We start from the raw sequence: 22,599 nt of genomic DNA on the forward strand, positions 1-22,599 counted from the left end.
TCAGCAGTGAAACGATGCATCGCCGATGGTAGTGTGGGGTTTCCCCATGTGAGAGTAGGTCATCGTCAAGATTGAATTCCGAAACCCCTGTCTGCTTACGCAGACAGGGGTTTTGTCATTTCAGAGGCCGCAAAAGCTTGAAGCTTCCCGCGAAGACCCTGCCGCCTCGCCCTCCTGCGCGGTGATTGGTGCAGAGCGCCTGTGCTGCATGATCAAGCGTCATCAAAAAAACGTAGGTTGAAGCTCTAGCACACCATTTAGCGGGTTCATGCAGGGAAAGCCGTGCGTTTTGCATAAAAGCCTAAGTTTTCTCGGATCTGTGCCGAAAGACTGGTGAGACATGCGTGCACCAAAGTAGAGCCGCCTTAGAACGGTCTACGGCGTCACATGGAATGTTGCACCCGGAACGCATCCCCACTCCTTGCATAAGAAGTCCCATGAAATGAATCTCAAGTTCAGCCATAAAATCCTTTTGGCCGCTTCAGGCGTAGTGGTTCTGGCTTTTGCGTTGTTCACTTTGTACAACGACTACCTGCAGCGGAATACCATCCAGCAAAACCTCGACTCCTCCGTCCAGCAAGCCGGCGATCTGACGGCCAGCAGCGTCCAGAACTGGCTGAGTGGGCGAATCCTGGTACTGGAAAACCTCGCCCAGAACGTCGCGCACCAAGGTGCCAACGCAGACTTTGCCGGGCTGGTCGACCAGCCTGCCTTCACCTCGAATTTCCAGTTCACCTACGTCGGTCAGTCCAATGGCGTGTTTACCCAACGTCCTGACGCCAAAATGCCCGATGGTTACGATCCACGTCAGCGCCCTTGGTACAAGCAGGCCGTAGCTGCCGACAAAACCATGCTTACGCCGCCCTACATGGCCGCTGTTGGCGGTCTGGTGGTGACGATCGCCATGCCGGTGAAGAAGAACGGTGAACTGCTTGGCGTCGTCGGTGGTGACCTGAGTCTGGAAACCCTGGTGAAGATCATCAACTCGGTGGACTTCGGCGGTATCGGTCATGCGTTCCTGGTCAGTGCTGACGGCCAGGTGATCGTCAGCCCGGACAAAGACCAGGTGATGAAGAACCTCAAGGACATCTACCCAGGCTCGAACGTACGCATCGAGCGGGGGAATCAGGAAGTGCTCCTGAACAAGCAGGCGCGCATCCTGTCCTTTACCCCGGTTACCGGCTTGCCGAATGCTGAGTGGTACATCGGCCTGACGATCGATAGGGATAAGGCTTATGCGCCACTGAGCAAATTCCGCACGTCGGCCCTGATTGCGATGTTCATCGCGGTGACCGCAATTGCCGTGCTGCTGAGTCTGTTGATTCAAGTGCTGATGCGTCCACTGACCACCATGGGCCGTGCGATGCAGGACATCGCTCAAGGCGAAGGCGATTTGACTCGCCGTTTGGTGGTTGAAAGCAAAGACGAGTTTGGTGAATTGGGCGGTGCCTTCAACCAGTTCGTGGAGCGGATTCACGCGTCGATTTCCGAAGTGTCGTCGGCCACGCGCCAGGTACATGACCTGTCGCAACGGGTCATGGCGTCGTCTAATGCTTCGATCATCGGCTCCGATGAGCAAAGCGCACGGACCAATAGCGTGGCGGCAGCGATCAACCAACTGGGTGCGGCCACTCAGGAGATTGCCCGTAACGCAGCGGACGCTTCGCAACACGCCAGCGGTGCCAGTGAGCAGGCTGACGACGGTCGTCAGGTGGTGGAACAAACCATTTTGGCGATGACCGAGTTGTCGCAAAAAATCAGCCTGTCGTGCACCCAGATTGAAACCCTGAACGCCAGCACCGACAACATCGGGCACATCCTCGATGTGATTAAAGGCATCTCGCAGCAGACCAACTTGCTGGCCCTCAACGCGGCCATCGAAGCGGCGCGCGCGGGTGAAGCCGGACGTGGTTTCGCGGTGGTGGCGGACGAAGTGCGCAACCTGGCCCATCGCACTCAGGAGTCGGCAGAGGAGATTCACAAGATGATCACCTCGTTGCAGGTCGGCTCGCGTGAAGCGGTATCGACCATGAATGCCAGCCAGGTATCCAGTGAGGAAAGCGTCGAAGTGGCGAATCAGGCCGGTGCGCGGTTAATCAGCGTGACCCAGCGGATCACCGAAATCGACGGCATGAACCAGTCGGTTGCGGCCGCAACGGAAGAGCAGACGGCAGTGGTGGAAACCCTGAACGGTGACATCAATCAGATCAACCTGCTGAACCAGCAGGGCGTGGCCAACCTCAACGAAACATTGAAGGATTGCGATGCCTTGTCGCTGCAGGCCAACCGCCTGAAGCAACTGGTGGATAGCTTCAAGATTTAAACCGTTGCATGGATGCCAAAAAACGCGATGAAGTCGGTCTGACTCATCGCGTTTTTTTATGGCGAAAATCCCCTACGCAAACAGATTGCGCGCATTGCTCATCGAGTCATCGGCAAACCCCTGCACGAAGTCCTTGAACCCCGGCATTGCTTCTGCGCCGCCCTGGGCGGGTTCGGCGATGATGGTCCAGGTTGCGCGCGACTTGCCGGCGCTTAGGGGCTCGACACTCATGGCAGCCCACAACTGACCAACGCCCAAGGTGTTGTAAACGGTAGTCCAGGTCATGCTCAGCGCCTGATCGTCGCGGGAGTTGAGTTGTTCGACGACCAGGTTGCCGTCCTTGAAGAACTTCTTGCGCAGCGACGACACACCTTCGCCGGTCATCTCGATGTGCGACAGCGCCGGGATGAACTTGTCGAAGCCGGCGAAGTTGCCGACCACTTCCCAAACCCGCGACGCCTCGGCGGGTATTTCCACCGACGACACAACGTGGCAGCCGTGCGGGTTTTTGATCAGGGTATCGGGTTGCAGAGTGCTCATGGTCTTGCTCCATTTCTACGGGTGGTGAATCAGATGAAGTTGATTTCTTTCAGGTAGTCGCAGCCGCGACGCAGCAGCGCCGGAGACTTTTGCGGGTAGTGCGTGCCCATTTGCTGCACACCGGCCTGGGCGTTGGCGTGGCCGATCATCGAGATGTCGCCGATGTCCTCCTCGAAGCCGTTGAGGTAGAAACCCAGCACGCCAAACAACGCGTTATCGCTGTCGACCCGACCCAGTTGCTGTTGCCAGTCGGCGACGCTGACCATTTGAAACTCGCGGCCGGCCTCGCGGAACGAAGCGACGTAGGCGTCCCAGCTCAGCGGTTCGGGGTTGTGCAGGTTGAACACCGCCTGTTCGGGCTGATAACGGCTGGCGTGAAAGGCGATGAAGCGCGCGAGGAAGTCCACCGGCATCAAGTCGAAGTTCAGTGCGAACTCCGGCACCTGGCCGAGTTGGATCGAACCTTTGAGCATCAGCATCAGACGGTTCTTGTGCGGCTGGCAGACGCCGGTGAGGCTGTTGAAACTGATGTTGCCTGGTCGGTAGAGGTTGACCCGCACCCCTCGCTCGCGAGCGCGCTCAAGGATCCGTTCGCCGACCCATTTGGACAGGTTGTAGCCGTTCTTGATGTAGATCGGCGGGGTCTGCGCGGCGGGTTGTTCGAGCACTCGCCCCTCGGCGTCGATGGTGCTGGAGGCCGACAGCGTGGAGACGAAATTGAAGATCTTCTTGCTGCGCCCTTCGCAGAGCCGCAAACATTCGAAAATCGGCTCGACGTTATCTCGGGCCAACGACTCGTAATCGAGTACGTGGTTGACGTTGGCGGCGTTGTGCACCAACGCGCCGAACTCCCGATCCAGTTGCTCATACACCTCTGGCGCCAGGCCCAGTGCCGGTTGCGTGATGTCCGCCGCGTAGACCTGCACCCGAGTCAGGTCCAGATGTTCCAGGCGGTTTTCACGCAGAGACTCGGCAAAGCGCTGCGCAGCGCTTTGCCCGGCACTGTCACGCACCAGGCACGCGACTTCGCTGGCGCCCCAGGCCAGCAGCGCCTCGACGATATGTACGCCGACGAAGCTGTTGGCACCGGTGACGATGACCTTGTGCACATCGCCCATCCGGCTGACCGGCAAGGGCTGTACATCGAGCTCGCGGAAGGCATCGGCCAGGGCTTTTTCGCTGAGCACTTCTTCGCCCGCAGAACCTCTGACCAGCGTGGCGAGCCTGGCGATGGTCGGGACTTCGATGAAGCGGTTGATCGAGATACTGCGTCCGAACTGCTCGCGTATTTGCAGCAACATGCGCGACAACAGGATCGAGTGCCCGCCCAGATTGAAGAAGTTTTCGTCGGTGGAAATGTCGCCTGCCGGCAACTCCAGCAGATCGGCCCAGAGCTCCAGCAGTTGTGCCTCATCGGTGGATTCCGGTAACCGACGCTGAAGGTTTTCGAGGACACTGACCGGCATCGCCAGCAGCGCCCGGCGATCGACTTTACCGTTACTGGCGAAAGGCATGTTCGCCAATTCAGTCCAGGCAATGGGCTGCATGTAGTCCGGCAAGAACTGCTGGGCGTGAGCTTTCAGCGCTTCGCGCGCTACGCCTGGCTGGTCTTCCTGGGGTTGTGCGAGGAACGCCAGAATCCGTCGATGACTGTCGATCACTACGGCCACCTGGCGGAACAACTGGCTGTCGCGCAGGCAGCGCTCGATCTCCTCCGGCTCGACCCGATAGCCGCGGATCTTCACCTGATTGTCTCGCCGTCCACAGAGCTCGATGCCGTCGGCGGTCCACTTCGCCATATCGCCGGTGCGATAGGCACGCAAACTTTGGCCGCCCGGCAGGGGCAATTGCAGGTAGCGCTCGGCGGTCTGCTGCGGGTTGTTCAAATAGCCCAGGCACACCCCCGGACCGACGATGTACAGCTCACCGACGGTCTGCTCGACCACGGGCTGAAAGTCCTCGTCGAGGATCAGCACCTGGCTGTTGGCAATCGGTGCCCCGAGGCTGCGATTGCTGTCACCGACTTGCAGTTGTCGGGCGGTGATCAGCACTGTGGCTTCGGTCGGGCCATACAGGTTGTAGAGCTTGCCTTGCTGGGTCAGTTGCTTGATCACATGGGGTTCGCAGACGTCGCCGCCGGTCATCACATGCGCAAGGTCGCGCAACTGCTCCAGCGGCAGAATGCTCAGCAGCGCAGGCGGAAGAAACGCGTGGCTGAGCTGATGATGACGGATCAACTCGACCAGTTGCAGCGGGTCACGACGTTGGTCGTCGTTGGGTACGATCAGTTGGGCGCCCTGGATCAACGCCGGGAAAATATCGATCAACGAGGAGTCGAAACTCAGCGATGAAAACTGCAGTACCCGACTCTGTTCCGTCAGCCCGACGTAATCGGCATACCACGCGGTGAAGTGCCCGAGATTGTTCTGGCTGAGCAACACGCCTTTGGGATGACCGGTAGTGCCCGATGTGTAGAGCGCCATACACGGCGCCTGGCTGCCGGGGCGCTGGCGCATCAGCGGCAAGCCTGGATTCGCCTCGCGGGCGTCGATACCACTGATGTCGAGCCCGGGCATCTCATTGCTCAGCGGGTGCTGGCCATCGTGCAATAACAGCACGGCGCCGGCGTTCTCCAGGATGTACTGCTGACGTTGCAGCGGATGGCTGGGTTCGAGTGGCAGGTACACCGCGCCACTGCCGAGGATCGCCAGAATGCCGGCGAACAATGCACTGGATTTCGGCAGGCAAATGCCCACGACCACCGGTCCCTCAACTGTCCGGTACTGCTCGATCAATGGCAGCAGCCGTTGTTGGATTGCCAGGCTTTGGGTGTGCAAGTCCCTATAGCTGAGCACCTCACCGGCAATGTGCAGCGCCGGGCGTTCACGGAAGGTTTTGAAACTCTGTTCGAGCCGCTCGATCATCGGGATTTGCCCGAGTTGCAGCAGCTGCGGTTGCGCGTTGAGGTTTAGCCGGTGGGAATAGGCCAGACTCTCCAGCGTCAACAAGCTTTCTTCACGCTGATGACGACCGGGCGTGGCCGTTGCAGCGTGTATGAAGTACTCGGCATCGCGGGAAAAGCGGCTGACCTCAAGCGCCACGCGGTCAACCAATTCAGCGATGACCCTCAGGCGCAGCGCCTGGCCATTACCAGAGGCTTCGTCGGCGACGGGGACGCGAGCGATCAGTCGCTGGTCGCCGCTCGATATGTAGCTGCACAGCACATCGATGGGTGGCAGGCCGCTGGCGTCTTTTGGCCCCAGACCCAGGCGCACGCTCAGCTGTGCGCACTCGCCCTGGTCGCGCAGACGTTGCGCCGGGATGGCCAGGCTGCCGTCGTCGATCAGCAGCTCGACGTTACCGACCGTTTGTTCGTTCAAGGTGTGGCTGTCGCTCAATTGCGTCAGCGCATGGCCGTGTTGTTCCAGCTCCAGCGCCAGCTCTTTCAAGGCCTGGCTTTGACCGATGAGCAGAATGTCGAGACGTCTCATGATGTTCTCCTCGGCTAGATCAGGTAGTCGCTCAGGGCGTCTTGCACGCACGGTGAATCGAGCAGCGAACTGCTGCGGAAAAACCGCACGATGTTGGCAACCAGCGGGTGATGGCGATTGATCGGGAAGGCCAGGCCTGCCACTTCGCCTTTGAGTGCGGCCTTGGCGGCATCGCTGATGTGCAGGTGTTCGATCAACCGGAAATCGAACGATTTCTGAATGTCGTTAGTCAGGTAGTGAGCGATGAATACCGGCAGAATCTTCGCGATCAATTGGCGGTCGTCTTCGTTTGCCGAGTGCCAATAGATCCGTACCAGCCGTGACCAGAACCCCGAGTGACGGCCCTCGTCCAGCAAGTGGTCAGCCATCAGGCCCTTGATCGATTGCTTGACCGTGTCGTCCTTGGCGAATGCCGCGACGTCGTTGGTCACGGTGCTTTCCGCGATGGCCACGCAGATCAGCTCAACGGCGCTGCGCAGATGTTCCGGTGCCAGCGCCAGCGCTGCAGGAATTGCCCGGCTCAGCTCGATTTCATGCGGCAGTTCGATCGGCGTGATGCCGGTCATGGCCACGGTCTGCTGCATGAAATCCATCGCCACCAGCGCGTGGTAATCCTCATCCACCACCACGGTCATGGCGTCATAGCGACAGGCGAACGGGAAGGGCACGGCGAAGCGATTCTTGGCGATGCTGCGGGCGGTCTTGTCGACGATTTCGGTTTCGAAAATCACCACGTCGTTGATGAACTTGTAGAGCGTCTGCACCAATGCGAAGTCGCGTTGCTCCGGGCATTCGCGGACAAAGGTTTCGCTCAGTACCAGCGGTTGGCGGCTCAAGGGATAGATCAGTTTGTCGTCGTTTTCGACCATGCGCCGCGGACGTGTACGGATAGTCGCGCGGTTTTCCCAGGCGTCGGCGAAGGATTGGTAGTCGGCGGCGTTCATGCGCTCACCTCGGCGACCGATTCACGCATGCTCAGGCGCAAGCCGTCCCACAGTGCGATACGGCTTTCCACAGCGGCGATGGCTGCGGCGTAGACGTCTTCTTGTCGTTGCGGATCGCCATCGACCAAGCGTGCCAGGAGTGTTTCGGCGGCGGGGCCGTGGTCTTCGGAGTCGACTTCGATGTGCCGCTCCAGGTAGTAACGAAAGGTCGGCGCCTGTTCGATGCCTATGCCCCAATCGTCGAGAATGCGTTGGAACATCTGCGGAATGACGCTTTCACGGCCATGCAAAAACGCCGCGGCAACGCTGTGCCCCGGCGCATACAGCGCGGTGTGCAAGGTGTGCCGGACGAAGTTCGATGCGGCCGGGTCGACGTCCACGCTTTGCAGGGCGACGTCGTAGCTCACGCCTTCCTTTTGCAGGGCGACGAAGCGCTCCACGGCCGCCGTGCTGGCGCCGATTTCGCGCATCGCGTCCAGGTACAACTCGAAATGGCTGTAGTGACCGTGATCGAGCCGGTCATCGGACTCTTCGCCAAGGACGATTTCGTTGATCAGGCGCGCCGCTTGAGGGTCTTGGGGCGGTAGCCAGGGCAGCTGCACGCACGTGAGTTCCTGTTGCAGGCGTTTGGTCAGTGACATGAAGTCCCATACAGCAAATACATGGGTTTCCATAAAGCGTTGAAGTATCGACAGTGAATGGATCTCGGCAAAGATAGGGTGAGCGCTCAGTGCTGCTTTTTTTTGGTCGAGAAGTGCTTTATTGGGTTTCATGAGAGACCTATAAGTTGTGAGTTAAGTTGTTCGATTGGCAGAGGATTATTAGGCGAGTTCAAACACGGTGCGGCCTGATCTTTTTAATAGGCGAACAAGTACCTCAAACAAACGTTGATGCAGTTCATGGTGTTGGCAGACCTCGCCAGGCAAGGCGTTGCGTACGTCGATGGTGCTTGGCGGTCAACTCCGCGGGTGAGTGCTACAGCCCCTGGGTATTGACCGTGCCGACAAGTACGCTGGAACTTGAAGTTGTCGGCAGAGAAAAATTAATACATGAAACAAGTAGCGGGCAAGTGTTTTTTATATTATTTGTCAAGTGTGTTTTTTTGGGCGCGACAAGTTTCGATAAAACTTTTGGATTAAGTTTTATTGGGATGAAGTTGTTCCTTCCGGCTTATACAAGTCAGAATTTAAATGAGTGAATGCCTCACTCGGAGCAACTTTGTATCTGGGGAGTTGATGTTTTTTTTGATGTGGTGGGCAGGAGGTGGGCACGGCCCATCTCTTCCCGTCCTTTGGCAAGCCTCCTTTTGTTCGTCCATCACGCGAGGGCTGTGCAGGCAGATTTACACGCCGCTCGTCCTTTTTTAGTCGGCAAACCAAGAGTGAGCCCAAAAAGCCAGTACTGCTATCACTGGCGCAGGGAGGGGCAGGGGTTTTCAGGGAGGGAAGAAGGGATTGGTGTCGCCAGCGCTTCTCGAGAACCTGTGCCTCATGGCACAGGCGTCAGGCGCTTACTCGCTGAGCAGGCCCAGATGGGTGTTGATAATCTGCAGCAGACGATGGCGCTGAGTGGTGGTGAAAAAATGATTACCGGTCATTTCTATCAGTTCGAATTCACGGCGAGTGAATTCGCGCCAATTGACCATGCTTTCAAGGGGGGCCAGCGGATCGTCGCTGCCGTAGAAGGCAGTCATCGGGATATGCAGGCTGCGACTGGAAGGGTCGGCCCAGGACTCGAGCAGTTTCAAGTCACTGTGTATCAGTGCTTCGAAGGCGGCGAGTTGATCGCTGGCTGTTGCATCGAGAAGTGCGCCTGGGCTGGAGGGTGCATAACTGTGCCGGATGTTCGGCAGACTATGCAGTGGCGCAGAGGCGGGTCGGGTATCCGGGCTGCGGCAACCGGAAATGAACAAGTGACGGGTTTGCCCCGGGCAGTGGGTTTCACTCAACTTGGCCAGCTCGTAGGCCAGAATTGCGCCCAGGCCATGGCCAAACAGCGCATGGGGTTCGGACAAGTAAGGTTGTAGCGCCGCAAAGGCGTCGACCAGCAGCGGTGGCCATTGTTCGTAGCGAGTCCGGTTCTGCGGATTGTCATGGCCGGGAAGCCTGAACGCGAGTAGTTCAATGTGCTCGCTCAGTGCTTGAGTCCAACTGCGGAACTGCTCGGGGTCGGCACCCGCTTCGCCGAAGCAGATCAGCCTGACGTCCGTCGTCTGGCTGGCGCTGATCACCGTCAGCCATGGAGTGTTCCGGGTGTGCACGGCTTTTCTTGTGCGATTCACGGCGATGATTTCTTGCCCTGAGGTTCAAGGCTGTTCAGGTAACGCGTGATGACCTCGACACCCCGGTTCAGGTGGTGCTGAAGCTTTGTCACGGTTAACGCGATGTCTCGGGCTTGTGCAGCGCGCAGCAGGTCACGGTGATCTTCCTGGGACAGCTTGCCGAGCCCCATGGCTTCAAGGTTGAAGCGCAGAAAACGTTCCTCTTCCCACAGACCGCCTTCCACCAGGCTGAGGAGCCTGCGGTTGGGCGCCTTGCGGTACAGCGTCATGTGGAACAAACGGTTAAGCCTGCCGATCTCGGCATAATCGGTCTGTGTTTCGAGGTCGTCGATATAACGCTCGGCCTCGGCAAAATCTTCGTCGTCGAGCAGCGGGATCGACAGGCGCAGGGCCTCGGACTCCAGCAGGATACGCAGGGCATAGGTTTCGGCGGCGTCACCTTCGACCAATGGCGCGACAACCGCGCCTTTGTGTGCGACAACATGCAGCAGTGATTGCGCCTCGAGCTGGCGCAAGGCTTCGCGCACCGGCATGCGACTGACGCCGAACAGGTCGGCCAGGTCTTGCTGGCGCAGCGCGGTGCCGCAAGGCAAACGACCGTCGAGAATCGCCGAGCGCAGGGTTTCTTCGATCACCGATCGCGCAAGGTGAGCGGGGATTGGGCCGCTGACCGGGATAGTACTTAAAGGGTTGGGCTTCTGTGTCACGACAACGCACCCTGATTAAAATGAAAATATTGGATCCAACGCACACTAGTGACTGCCTGGCTGGTTGTCAAACCGGCAAAACAAATCAGTTTTCGTTAGTTTTATGCCACTGGCATTGCCACCGAACAGAGCATCACTGGCTACGTTTTTTTCAACTGCTTGCGCTTTCTCAAGTTTAGCGTGCTCGCGGTGATTGCACCGTGCCATTGTCTTTTATCCATCAAGGCTTCACCATCCATCGATTTCCAACCGCCCTTTGGACTCACTGCATTGCAGGCACGTTTCGCTCTCCCTCGGCCCCTGCGCTGGTTGTGTTCAGCACTGCTGATTGCTGGCGTCTTGCTGGGCGGTCTGCATGCCGATTGGGATTTTTCGCTGATCAGCCGCCGGGCCGAAACATTGTACGGGCCGTTGGGTGAAGGCAAGCAACGAATCGATGCCTGGCAACACCTGCTGGCGACACAGAAGCAGACCCCGGAGCTGGAACAGCTCAATGTGGTCAACCTGTTCTTCAACAAGCAGATGCGTTACGTGGAAGACATCGACCTGTGGCACGTCGAGGACTACTGGGCGACACCGATCGAAGCCTTGTGGAAAGGCGCCGGCGATTGTGAGGACTACGCGATCGCCAAGTATTTCAGCCTGCGCCATCTTGGGGTTTCCAGTGACAAATTGCGCATCACTTACGTCAAGGCCCTGCGCCAGAATCGCGCGCACATGGTCTTGACCTACTATTCAAGCCCGGACGCCATGCCGTTGGTACTCGACAGCCTGATGGATGCGATCCAGCCGGCCAGCCAGCGCACCGATTTGCTGCCGGTCTACTCCTTCAATGCCGAAGGGCTTTGGTTGCCGGGCGCCAAGGGCAACAAGAAAGTCGGTGACACCAAGCGTCTGTCCCGTTGGCAGGATGTGTTGAAGAAAATGCAGGCCGAAGGATTTCCGGTCGAGACGACTCACTAGGAGCACGCGCTTAGATGTCTTTGTTCAAACAACTGTTGATCGCTATCTGTCTGTTCCTGGTCGTCGCCTTCAGTGGCAGCTTCATGGTCGGCCTGGAGAGTTCGCGGACCCAGTACGTCAATCAGTTGCGCTCCCACGCGCAGGACGCAGCGACCGCACTGGCGCTTTCGCTGACGCCGAGCATCGATGACCCGGCGATGGTCGAACTGATGGTCAGCTCGATCTTCGACAGCGGTTATTACGCGAGTATTCGCGTGGTCGACCTCAAAACCGACAAAGCCATCGTCGAGCGCAGTGGCATTCCGGAAGTCAGCAGCGTACCCGGCTGGTTCGTCAAATTGATCGCTCTGGAACCTGCTGGCGGTGATGCGCTGGTCAGCCGTGGCTGGGAACAGGCGGCCAGGGTCGAGGTCATCAGCCACCCGATGTTCGCCGTGGCCAAGCTCTGGCAGAGCGCTCTGGGCAGTCTGGGATGGTTGCTGATCTGCGGCGCGTTAAGCGCGGTACTCGGCGCACTGTTACTGCGTCGACAATTGAAACCGCTGGATTACATGGTCAAGCAATCCCACGCCATCGCCCGTCGCGAGTTTCTCAGCCTGCCCGAGCTGCCGCGTACCCCGGAACTGCGGCGCGTGGTGCAGGCGATGAACCAGATGGTCGAGAAACTCAAGGCGTTGTTTCAGGAGCAGGCTGAGCGCAGTGAAAAACTGCGGGTCGAGTCCTATCAGGACACCCTGACGGGATTGGCTAACCGGCGTTATTTCGAGATGCAATTGAACGCCCGGGTGAGCAACCCGGAGCAGGCCAGTTCGGGTTATCTGTTGTTGTTGCGGGTCAAGGACCTGGCCGGTTTGAACCAGCGTCTGGGCGGTCAACGCACCGACCAGTTGCTGCGGGCGGTCGGTGAGCAATTGTCACGTGAGTGCGCCAGATTCCCGGAAACCCAGAATCTGGTGACGCGCATTCGCGGTGGTGAATTTGCCGTGCTGGCGCCTGGTCTGGTGCGCGAAGAGGCGCTGCAACTGGCGCAGAGCCTGGACAGCGCGTTGGCCAGTCTGCACGCAACCGGGGCGACTGATGTGGCGTCGGTGGCGTCGATCGGTTTGGCACCGTTTGCCCATGGCGACACGCCGCAGGCGGTGTTGAGCCTGGCGGATCAGGCGTTGTCACAGGCGGAAGCCGAGGGCGAGGTGAACTGGGCGTGCCTGGATCACAGCGCAGCGGCCACTGTCGGCGACGATCACCATGCGTGGCATACCTTGCTCGATCAGGCACTGAATCAGCAGCGATTCGAGTTGTACTTCCAACCGGTCGTGGCCAGTCAGGACACGCAGTTGGTGCTGCATTACAAAGTGCTCTCGCGTTTGCTCGATGAGCAGGGCCAGACCATCCCTGCCGGGCGTTTCCTGCCGTGGCTGGAGCGGTTTGGCTGGACCGCGCGGCTGGACCGTTTGATGCTGGAGCGGGTGTTGGTGCAGATGACCGGCCATGAAGACTCGCTGGCGCTGAACCTGTCCGCTGCCACCCTGGCGGATCCGCAAGCGCTGAACAAAGTCTTCGACATCCTGCGTGAGCATTCGAGTCTGGGCCCACGCTTGACCCTGGAGATCGGTGAAGAGCAATTACCTGATCAGGCCGTGCTTGAACAGCTGACCCGTCGTCTGCGTGAGCTGGGCTTCTCCCTGAGCCTGCAGCGCTTTGGCGGTCGCTTCAGCATGATCGGCAACCTGGCGCGGCTGGGGTTGGCCTATCTGAAAATCGATGGCAGTTACATCCGTGCCATTGATCAGGAAAGCGATAAGCGTCTGTTCATCGAAGCCATCCAGCGCGCCGCCCACAGCATCGATCTGCCGCTGATTGCCGAGCGAGTGGAGACTGAAGGGGAGTTACGGGTGATTCGCGAGATGGGTGTGTACGGCGTGCAAGGGCAGTTGTTTGGTGAACCGAAGCCTTGGCAGTAAGGCTTGATCGTTCCCACGCTCTGCGTCACATGCAGGAGCGGACGCAGAGCGTCCATTGAGGCGTGCCCACGCGGGAGCGTGGGAACGAGCGGCGTTGTGGGGGTTAGATCAACCCGCCTTCATCTTCATCAATCAAGTGACTCAAACCACCCAGCGCTTCGCGGGCCTGGGTCCGGTCCATCAGTTTGGCTTGCGCGGCCGCTGGCAGGTCGGTGACGCGAATCACCCCTTTGCTGGTCAGCACCTGAATCAGGTCGTCGAGTACCCGGATCATCTCCAGGTCGCTTTGCTTGAGCTGCTTGAGGCTGGTCTCCATCACTTCGTTGGCGTACCAGGCCTGGATTTCATGGTGATCGGAGGGCAGCGTTTCCGTAGCCTCCGCGTAAGCCGTCGCTTCCACGCGCACCAACTGGCCTTGAGCATCGCGTTGCACGTAGAACATCGAAAATCCCTCATGAATGAACCCGCGTCGTGCTGTCAGCAGGATAGGCCAACGCGTACGAGTATGCGGTGCCACGACGAAATCGTCACCCGCTGGCGACTGACAGCACCGTGACGGCCGCTCATTACGAGCGGCCGTCAGGGGCTTGATCAGGTGTTGTTGTGGTCGATCTTGATGGTCGGGTCGCTACCGGCGATCAGCGAGTTGATGCTCTGACCGGACCAGTTATTGCCTTCCAGTTTGATCGTCACATCAGCGTTGGCCACGCCGCCAGCCGCATTAAGCTTGCCTTCGGAGCTGACCTGCAACGTCGACACACCTTCAACCGTGGTGATTTTCAGGAAGTTGTCGATGGTGCTGCCGCTTTCGCCCTGCAACAGATCCCGCAGGTCGATCCGGTCGCCTTCGCCAGCCTTGAAGTCCTTGATCACATCGTTACCGGTGTCGCCGGCCTTCCAGACGAAGGTGTCGGCACCCGCCCCGCCAATCAGGATGTCGTTGCCCTGACCGCCGATCAGCGTGTCGTTACCCGTACCGCCCAGCAGGATGTCATTGCCCTTGCCACCGTCGAGGATGTCGTTGCCACCCTGGCCGAAGAGGATGTCGTTACCGGCACCGCCCAGCAGCGTGTCATTACCGTCATGAGAGCCGGACACATCGAACGCGGTGTAGTGCTCGGTGATGTACTGGTGCACGTTGCTGGTGGTGACTTTGCTGACATCTACGCCGGTCTGCTGGGCCACGAAGGCCTGCATGGCCTGGTAGCCCTCACCGGCAATGCCGTTGAAGCTCACCAGGTCGCCGAACAGGATGTCGTTGCCGTCGCCGCCATTAACCGTATCGGCGCCCGGCATGGTCGCTTCGGTGTGACCGATGATCGAGTTGGCCAGGTTGGCCGGATCGATGTTGCTTTGCGGTTTGCCGTCGGTGTCGAATGGTTTCAGGTCGCTGAGGCTGACATCGCTGTTCAGGCCGATGGCCTCGACCTGCGACAACTTGCCGAGCAACGCGAAGCTGTCGTTGGAGTTGCTGGTGGTACTGCTATCGGAGCTGTAGCCCGTGCCGTCCAGTTTCGACAATTCATAGGTGCCATCGCCTTGAGCGTGGAGCATCCCCAGGTCTTTGCTGATCCAGCGGTTGCCGTTATAGGTCTGCAGCGTCGTCGAACCATCGGTGTTGATGGAGAGGTAGTGCGTGTTGTCCAGGTACTTGGAGAACGTGTTCCCCAGCGTGTAGTTGCTGGTCGTGACGACGTCATCCAGCTTCGCACCACCGCTGTACAACGCCGGGTTGGTCTGCTCGCCGGACTGATAGTACGTTGGCTTTCCGTCGGTAATGAAATACGTCAGGTTGGTCGCGTTGCTGTTACTGGTGGCCATGCTGCTCTGGAAGAAGTTGGCCGTGGTCTTGAACACGTCTTCGTAGTTGGTACCGCCGCCGGAAGCCATAGAGTCCAGCACCGACTTGAGCAGGGTCAGGGCGTTCGGGTCGTTCAGGTTGACCGCAATCTGCTTGTTGACCTGGGTATCGAAGTCCGCGAGGAAGACGTTCACCGTGCCCGAAGTGCTGGCGCCCAGGCTGTTCTTGAGGGTGTTGAACACCGATGTCAGTGAGTCTTTGGCGGCGCTGATCGAGGTAGCGCTCATGCTGCCCGAGCTGTCGACCATGAACGCAATGTTGTAGTTGGTGCCTGGCACCACGGTCAGCCCGCCGATGTCGGCGATCATGATGTCGTTGCCGTTAGTACCGACGAAATTGTCATCCCCTGAAGTGCCGACCGACGTGTTATACACCGCCGGATAAACCGTGACCGGGATCTGCGCAATGCTTGGCGCCGAGCCGCCGAGGGACTCGGTGGAAGTCGAGGTGACCGTCAGATTGATCGAGCCATTGAAGTACGGTGGCGGAGTGAGCGTCAGGCTGCCGAGATTCCAGCCAGTGACATTTGCTTCACCGGTGGTCGCCACGGTGAAGGTATGGCCCGCGCCATCGCTGAGCACGGAACCTGCCGGCATACCGCCGATTTTCACGCTCAGGTTTTCGGAGCCGTCGGTGTCGGTCAGTGCGGTGGTGATTTTTGATAGGTGAACGCTGCCGCCCTCGGCGCCCGTGTTGAGCTTGTAGCCGTCGTAGTAGCCTTCGCCGTTGGTGCCGTGCAGATCGGAGACCGTCACACCAGCATTGATCAGGTCGGTGACACCCGTGTAGATCGGCACACCAGCGCTGCTCAGGTCGATAGCCGGGGCGCCGTTGACCGACAGGTTGACGTCGTAGCTGCCCGGGCCATTTTGGTTGTGGTGGTAGATGTCCAGGGTGTAGTAGCCGCTGGTGGTCGGCGTGAACGATCCCGAGATTTGACCACCCGCGCCCCACGTGGCACCGGCCACGTTTTTACCGCCGATGGTCACCAGCAGACTGTCGTCAGCGATACCGCTGAAGCTGTAGGTCTTGCCGGCTTCGAGGTAGATCAGCCCGGAAGTTTTAGACGCTGTACCCGCTGCAACGTTGCTGTCGGACTGCACGTTGTTCACGGTACCGCTGCTGTTCGGAGTACCGGCAGCATCGATCACCGATTTCAGGGTTTCAGCTGGCGCGCCACTACCGCTGGTGCCGAGACCGGCCAGACCGGTCCAGACCTCCTTGATCAGGCCCGTCGAGTTCACGCTGTTGTCGGCGATGCTGAGTGTCGGCGCATCGGCGACGGGAGTGATATCGACTTTCAGCGTGCCGGTGCTGCCCAGCAGTTGGCCGTCGGTTGGCTGGAACTGGATTTTTGCGTAATCCGCCTGTTGGTTGCCCACGCCGGTGCCGCCGTAGCCATTGGTGCCGGATTCGTTGGCATCAGGCATGAAGCGCAGCTTGCCTGCATCGATGTCGGCCTTGCTGAAAGTCTGGTTGTTGGCCACGTCTTTCCAGGTCGAACCGTCCAGGTACTGCAACTTGCCATCACCCGGCAGCTGGGTGATTTTCACGCCCAGGCTGGCAGCAGGACTGTCGACATCGCTCACACCGAAATTCGACCAGCCGAGGATCAGCGGCGTGTCTTCAGTGCCGGTGACCGCACCGCCGGTAGCGACCGGAGCATCGTTGACCGCGACCACATTGACGGTGGTGGTGGCGACGTTGGAGTAATTGCTGCCGTCGGTCACCGTCACGGTGATGGTCCGCGGCGTGGTGCTCGGGTCTTCACTGTTGTTGGTGAAGGTGATGTTTTTGATCTGTTGCATGTAGTCGGCCAGCGTTGCATTGCCGGACAGCGTCAGGGTGATCGAACCATCCTTGCTGTTGGCGTTGATGCTGATGCCGTTGACACTGTTGCCCAGGTTCAGCGAGTCGCCCGGCTGACGGTTGGTCAACACGATGGTGGCGCCGGTCAGCATGGTGCTGTCCGGGTCGGTGATCGTAAGGTCGGTGTCGCCAATCGATACGCCCGGGCCGGTGGTGCCTTCGGTGAAGGTGACGTTGTAATTGGCACCGGTCGCGCCGCTGGAGTTGTTGGCGTCCAGGTCGATGACGGGCGGAGCATCGTTGTCGATGATCGACGTGTTGACGCTGCCATTGGTGCTGCTGACCACCAGGTTTTCGAAGTTGCCACCGCTGGCCGAGTCGATCTTGACCACGATGTTTTCGGTAGGCTCGGTGATCTTATCGTCGATGGTCGCGATATTGAAACTGGCGCTGCTGGCACCCGCCGGGATTTTCACCGTGTACACACCGGTAAAGTCGGAGCCGTCGGTGGCCGTGCCGCTGTAGACGATCTTCAGCGTCACGTCGGTTTGCGCCGGGTGCGTCAGGGTCACGGTGTAGCTGGCGGTCTGGCCTTCGGTGACCTGACTGCTGCCGCTGATGCTGACTTCGGTTTTATCGATGGTGTCGGTGACGCTGGTTACCGCTGGGGTATCGCTGGTGACCAGTTTTTCGAAATTGCCACCGGTGCTGGCGGTGATCTTGGCATTGACCGAGCCGGCGTCGAGGTAGACATCATCTTTCGGCGCGGCGAAGTTCACCGAACCGCTGGTTTTGCCAGCGTCGATGTTGATGACTGCACCGTTGCTCAGGGTCACGGTCATCGCTGTGCCGGCCGGGTTGGTCAGGGTCGCGGTGTAGGTGATCTGGCCACCTTCGGCCACGGAACCGGTCGCGCTCAGCGTCAGGTTGGTGGTGTCGACGGTGTCGGTCACGCTGGTGCTGACCGGGGTTTTGTCGGCGACCAGGTTTTCGTAGTTGCCGCCGCTGACGTTGGTAATCGCGTTGGTCAGCGGGGTGTGGCCGACCAGCGCGTCGTTCGGCGCGGTAGTGGTCGCGGTGCCGCTGGACTGGCCGACCGGAATGGTGATGGTCTGGCCGTTGGCCAGGGTCACGATCACTGCCGAACCGGTGACCGGCGCGCTGACGGTCGCGGTGTAGGTGACAGTGCCGCCTTCTGCTGCCGATTCAGTCGCGGTCAGTTTCACCGTCGAGGTGTCGATGGTGTCGGTGACGTTGGTTACCGCAGCGGTTTTATCGGTGACCAGGTTCTCGAAGTTGCCACCGGTGGCGGTGGTGATCGTTGCCTGGACTTTGCCGGCGTCGAGGTAGACGTCGTCTTTTGGTGCGTCGACCACCACGGTGCCGGTGGTTTTGCCGGCGTCGATGTTGATCACTGCGCCGTTGCTCAGGGTGACGGTCACTGGCGTGCCGGCCGCATTGGTCAGGGTCGCGGTGTAGGTGATGTGGCCACCTTCAGCCACCGAGTTGGTTGCGCTCAGCGTCAGGTTGGTGGTGTCGACGGTGTCGGTCACGGTGGTGCTGACCGGGGTTTTGTCGGCGACCAGGTTTTCGTAGTTGCCGCCGCTGACGTTGGTAATCGCGTTGGTCAGCGGGGTGTGGCCGACCAGCGCGTCGTTCGGCGCGGTGGTGGTCGCGGTGCCGCTGGACTGGCCGACCGGAATGGTGATGGTCTGGCCGTTGGCCAACGTCACGATCACTGCCGAACCGGTGACCGGCGCGCTGACGGTCGCGGTGTAGGTGACGGTGCCGCCTTCGGCTGCCGAATCGGTGGCGGTCAGTTTCACCGTCGAGGTGTCGATGGTGTCGGTGACGTTGGTTACCGCAGCGGTTTTATCGGTGACCAGGTTTTCGAAGTTGCCGCCGGTGGCGGTGGTGATCGTTGCCTGGACTTTGCCGGCGTCGAGGTAGACGTCGTCTTTTGGTGCGTCGACCACCACGGTGCCGGTGGTTTTGCCGGCGTCGATGTTGATGACTGCACCGTTGCTCAGGGTCACGGTCACTGGCGTGCCAGCGGCGTTGGTCAGGGTCGCGGTGTAGGTGATGTGGCCACCTTCGGCCACGGAGCCGGTCGCGCTCAAGGTCAGGTTGGTGGTGTCGACGGTGTCGGTCACATTGGTGCTGACCGGCGTTTTGTCGGCGACCAGGTTTTCGTAGTTGCCGCCGCTGACGTTGGTAATCGCGTTGGTCAGCGGGGTGTGGCCAACCAGCGCGTCGTTTGGCGCGGTGGTGGTCGCGGTACCGCTGGACTGGCCGACCGGAATGGTGATGGTCTGGCCGTTGGCCAACGTCACGATCACTGCCGAACCGGTCACTGGCGCCGAGACGGTTGCGGTGTAGGTGACAGTGCCGCCTTCTGCTGCCGATTCAGTCGCGGTCAGTTTCACCGTCGAGGTGTCGATGGTGTCGGTGACGTTGGTGACCGCAGGTGTGCTGCTGGTGACCAGGTTCTCGAAGTTGCCACCGGTGGCGGTGGTGATCGTTGCCTGGACTTTGCCGGCGTCGAGGTAGACGTCGTCTTTTGGTGCGTCGACCACCACGGTGCCGGTGGTTTTGCCGGCGTCGATGTTGATGACTGCACCGTTGCTCAGGGTCACGGTCACTGGCGTGCCAGCGGCGTTGGTCAGGGTCGCGGTGTAGGTGATGTGGCCACCTTCGGCCACGGAGCCGGTCGCGCTCAAGGTCAGGTTAGTGGTGTCGACGGTGTCGGTCACGCTGGTGCTGACCGGGGTTTTGTCGGCGACCAGGTTTTCGTAGTTGCCGCCGCTGACGGTGGTGATGGCGTTGGTCAGCGGAGTGTGGCCGACCAGCGCGTCGTTTGGCGCGGTGGTGGTCGCGGTACCGCTGGACTGGCCGACCGGAATGGTGATGGTCTGGCCGTTGGCCAACGTCACGATCACTGCCGAACCGGTGACCGGCGCGCTGACGGTCGCGGTGTAGGTGACGGTGCCGCCTTCGGCTGCCGAATCGGTCGCGGTCAGTTTCACCGTCGAGGTGTCGATGGTGTCGGTGACGTTGGTTACCGCAGCGGTTTTATCGGTGACCAGGTTTTCGAAGTTGCCGCCGGTGGCGGTGGTGATCGTTGCCTGGACTTTGCCGGCGTCGAGGTAGACGTCGTCTTTTGGTGCGTCGACCACCACGGTGCCGGTGGTTTTGCCGGCGTCGATGTTGATGACTGCACCGTTGCTCAGGGTGACGGTCACTGGCGTGCCGGCCGCATTGGTCAGGGTGGCGGTGTAGGTGATGTGCCCGCCTTCGGCCACAGAACCGGTCGCTGTCAGGGACAGGCCGGTGTTATCGATCGAATCGGTGATCGTCGTAACGGCTGGGGTGGTGCTTGGGGTCAGCTGCTCGAAGTTGCCACCGGTGGTGCTTTCAATGGTGGTGCTGACGGTGCTGCCGTTTTTGTAAACGTCATTGGCCGGGGTATCGACCACCACCGAACCGGTGGTTTTACCGGCTTCGATATTGATCACGGCACCGTTCGACAGGGTCACGCTCATCGCGGTGCCCGCCGGGTTGCTCAGCGTCGCGGTGTAAGTGATCTGGCCGCCTTCGGTGACCGAACCGGTTGCTGCAAGGGACAGCCCGGTGTTGTCGATCGAGTCGGTGATCGTCGTAACGGCCGGCGTCGTGCTCGGGGTCAACTGTTCGAAGTTGCCGCCGCTGGTGCTTTCGATGGTGGTGCTGACGGTGCTGCTGTTCTTGTAGACGTCGTTGGCCGGGGTGTCGACCACCACCGAGCCGCTGGTCTTGCCGGCTTCGATGTTGATGACCGCACCGTTCGACAAGGTCACGCTCATCGCGGTGCCGGCTGGATTGCTCAGCGTCGCGGTGTAGGTGATCTGCCCACCTTCAACCACCGAACCATTCGCCGTCAGGCTCAGGCCGGTGTTATCGATCGAATCGGTGATGGTGGTGACCGCCGGAGTCGTGCTTGGGGTCAGCTGCTCGAAATTGCCACCGCTGGTGCTTTCGATGGTGGTGCTGACGGTGCTGCCGTTTTTGTAAACGTCGTTGGCCGGGGTGTCGACCACCACGCTGCCGGAAGTCTTGCCGGCTTCGATGTTGATCACGGCACCATTGCTGAGCGTGACAGTCATCGGCGTGCCGGCCGGGTTGCTCAAGGTTGCGGTGTAGGTGATCTGGCCGCCTTCAACCACAGAACCATTCGCCGTCAGGCTCAGGCCGGTATTGTCGATCGAATCGGTAATCGTCGTAACGGCCGGCGTCGTGCTTGGGGTCAGCTGTTCGAAGTTGCCACCGCTGGTGCTTTCAATGGTGGTGCTGACGGTGCTGCCGTTTTTGTAGACGTCATTCGCTGGGGTGTCGACCACCACCGAACCGGTGGTTTTACCGGCTTCGATATTGATCACGGCACCGTTCGACAGGGTCACGCTCATCGCGGTGCCGGCCGGGTTGCTCAGCGTCGCGGTGTAAGTGATCTGGCCGCCTTCGGTAATGGTGTTGTTGGCGGTGAGCGTCAGGCCGGTGTTGTCGATCGAATCGGTAATCGTCGTAACGGCCGGCGTCGTGCTTGGGGTCAGTTGCTCGAAATTGCCACCGCTGGTGCTTTCGATGGTGGTGCTGACGGTGCTGCCGTTTTTGTAGACATCGTTGGCCGGGGTGTCGACGACCACGGAGCCGGACGTTTTGCCGGCCTCGATATTGATCACGGCGCCATTCGACAGCGTGACAGTCATCGGCGTGCCGGCCGGGTTGCTCAGCGTCGCGGTGTAGGTGATCTGGCCACCTTCGGTGACCGAACCGGTCGCCGCCAGGGACAGCCCGGTGTTATCGATCGAATCGGTGATGGTGGTGACCGCCGGAGTGGTGCTCGGGGTCAGCTGCTCGAAGTTACCACCGGTGGTGCTCTCGATGGTGGTGCTGACGGTGCTGCCGTTTTTGTAGACATCGTTGGCCGGGGTATCGACCACCACGCTGCCGGTGGTTTTGCCGGCTTCGATGTTGATCACTGCACCGTTGGACAACGTGACGGTCATCGCGGTGCCGGCCGGGTTGGTCAGCGTCGCGGTGTAGGTGATCTGGCCGCCTTCGGTAATGGTGTTGTTGGCGGTGAGCGTCAGGCCGGTGTTGTCGATCGAATCGGTAATCGTCGTAACGGCCGGCGTCGTGCTTGGGGTCAGTTGCTCGAAATTGCCACCGCTGGTGCTTTCGATGGTGGTGCTGACGGTGCTGCCGTTTTTGTAGACATCGTTGGCCGGGGTGTCGACGACCACGGAGCCGGACGTTTTGCCGGCCTCGATATTGATCACGGCGCCATTCGACAGCGTGACAGTCATCGGCGTGCCGGCCGGGTTGCTCAGCGTCGCGGTGTAGGTGATCTGGCCACCTTCGGTGACCGAACCGGTCGCCGCCAGGGACAGCCCGGTGTTATCGATCGAATCGGTGATGGTGGTGACCGCCGGAGTGGTGCTCGGGGTCAGCTGCTCGAAGTTACCACCGGTGGTGCTCTCGATGGTGGTGCTGACGGTGCTGCCGTTTTTGTAGACATCGTTGGCCGGGGTATCGACCACCACGCTGCCGGTGGTTTTGCCGGCTTCGATGTTGATCACTGCACCGTTGGACAACGTGACGGTCATCGCGGTGCCGGCCGGGTTGGTCAGCGTCGCGGTGTAGGTGATCTGGCCACCTTCGGTAATGCTGTTGTTGGCGGTGA

General features: G+C 60.0%; 11 protein-coding genes. 3 read left to right on the forward strand and 8 right to left on the reverse strand.

The features are described 5' to 3' along the window. Positions 1-442 precede the first annotated feature (442 nt). On the forward strand, positions 443-2,323 hold the full coding sequence (locus KRR23_RS28515) for a methyl-accepting chemotaxis protein (RefSeq protein ID WP_216745168.1): 1,881 nt from the start codon (positions 443-445) through the stop codon (positions 2,321-2,323). A gap of 72 nt (positions 2,324-2,395) precedes the next feature. Here the strand turns inward: KRR23_RS28515 and KRR23_RS28520 are convergent, their stop codons facing one another. The 6 genes from KRR23_RS28520 to KRR23_RS28545 all read right to left on the reverse strand — a co-directional run bounded on the left by KRR23_RS28520 (position 2,396) and on the right by KRR23_RS28545 (position 10,286). Continuing rightward, on the reverse strand, positions 2,396-2,863 hold the full coding sequence (locus tag KRR23_RS28520; RefSeq protein WP_054594981.1) for an SRPBCC family protein: 468 nt from the start codon (positions 2,861-2,863) through the stop codon (positions 2,396-2,398). 29 nt (positions 2,864-2,892) lie between these two features. Continuing rightward, a complete protein-coding gene (locus KRR23_RS28525) occupies positions 2,893-6,354 on the reverse strand; it encodes an amino acid adenylation domain-containing protein (protein ID WP_216745169.1) in 3,462 nt (1,153 codons plus the stop codon). A gap of 14 nt (positions 6,355-6,368) precedes the next feature. Then, positions 6,369-7,298: a diiron oxygenase gene (locus KRR23_RS28530; RefSeq protein WP_216745170.1), complete on the reverse strand. Its 930-nt coding sequence runs from the start codon at positions 7,296-7,298 to the stop codon at positions 6,369-6,371. Beyond that, positions 7,295-8,071 (reverse strand): DUF3050 domain-containing protein, encoded by a 777-nt coding sequence (locus KRR23_RS28535; RefSeq protein WP_103320469.1) that lies wholly within the window; start codon positions 8,069-8,071, stop codon positions 7,295-7,297. The genes KRR23_RS28530 and KRR23_RS28535 overlap by 4 nt, the downstream gene beginning before the upstream one ends. 737 nt (positions 8,072-8,808) lie before the next feature. Further along, positions 8,809-9,579 (reverse strand): thioesterase II family protein, encoded by a 771-nt coding sequence (locus tag KRR23_RS28540; RefSeq protein WP_367880670.1) that lies wholly within the window; start codon positions 9,577-9,579, stop codon positions 8,809-8,811. Next, positions 9,576-10,286: a GntR family transcriptional regulator gene (locus KRR23_RS28545; protein WP_216745171.1), complete on the reverse strand. Its 711-nt coding sequence runs from the start codon at positions 10,284-10,286 to the stop codon at positions 9,576-9,578. The genes KRR23_RS28540 and KRR23_RS28545 overlap by 4 nt, the downstream gene beginning before the upstream one ends. Before the next feature lie 270 nt (positions 10,287-10,556). Here KRR23_RS28545 and lapG point away from each other — a divergent pair, with 270 nt between their 5' ends. Continuing rightward, a complete protein-coding gene (lapG, locus tag KRR23_RS28550) occupies positions 10,557-11,249 on the forward strand; it encodes a cysteine protease LapG (protein ID WP_216745172.1) in 693 nt (230 codons plus the stop codon). Positions 11,250-11,263: 14 nt separating this feature from the next. Further along, positions 11,264-13,210, forward strand: coding sequence for a cyclic di-GMP receptor LapD (gene lapD / locus KRR23_RS28555; RefSeq protein WP_216745173.1), 1,947 nt, complete (start codon positions 11,264-11,266; stop codon positions 13,208-13,210). A gap of 103 nt (positions 13,211-13,313) precedes the next feature. Here the strand turns inward: lapD and KRR23_RS28560 are convergent, their stop codons facing one another. Continuing rightward, entirely contained in the window at positions 13,314-13,652 is a 339-nt protein-coding gene (locus KRR23_RS28560; protein WP_054594989.1) for a hypothetical protein, read from the reverse strand. A 149-nt stretch (positions 13,653-13,801) separates the two neighbouring features. Then, positions 13,802-22,599 (reverse strand): immunoglobulin-like domain-containing protein (locus KRR23_RS28565; RefSeq protein ID WP_216745174.1); only part of this gene is annotated, 8,798 nt, incomplete at its 5' end.

Source organism: Pseudomonas sp. CVAP#3 (assembly GCF_018986375.1).
GTDB lineage: Bacteria > Pseudomonadota > Gammaproteobacteria > Pseudomonadales > Pseudomonadaceae > Aquipseudomonas > Aquipseudomonas helvetica.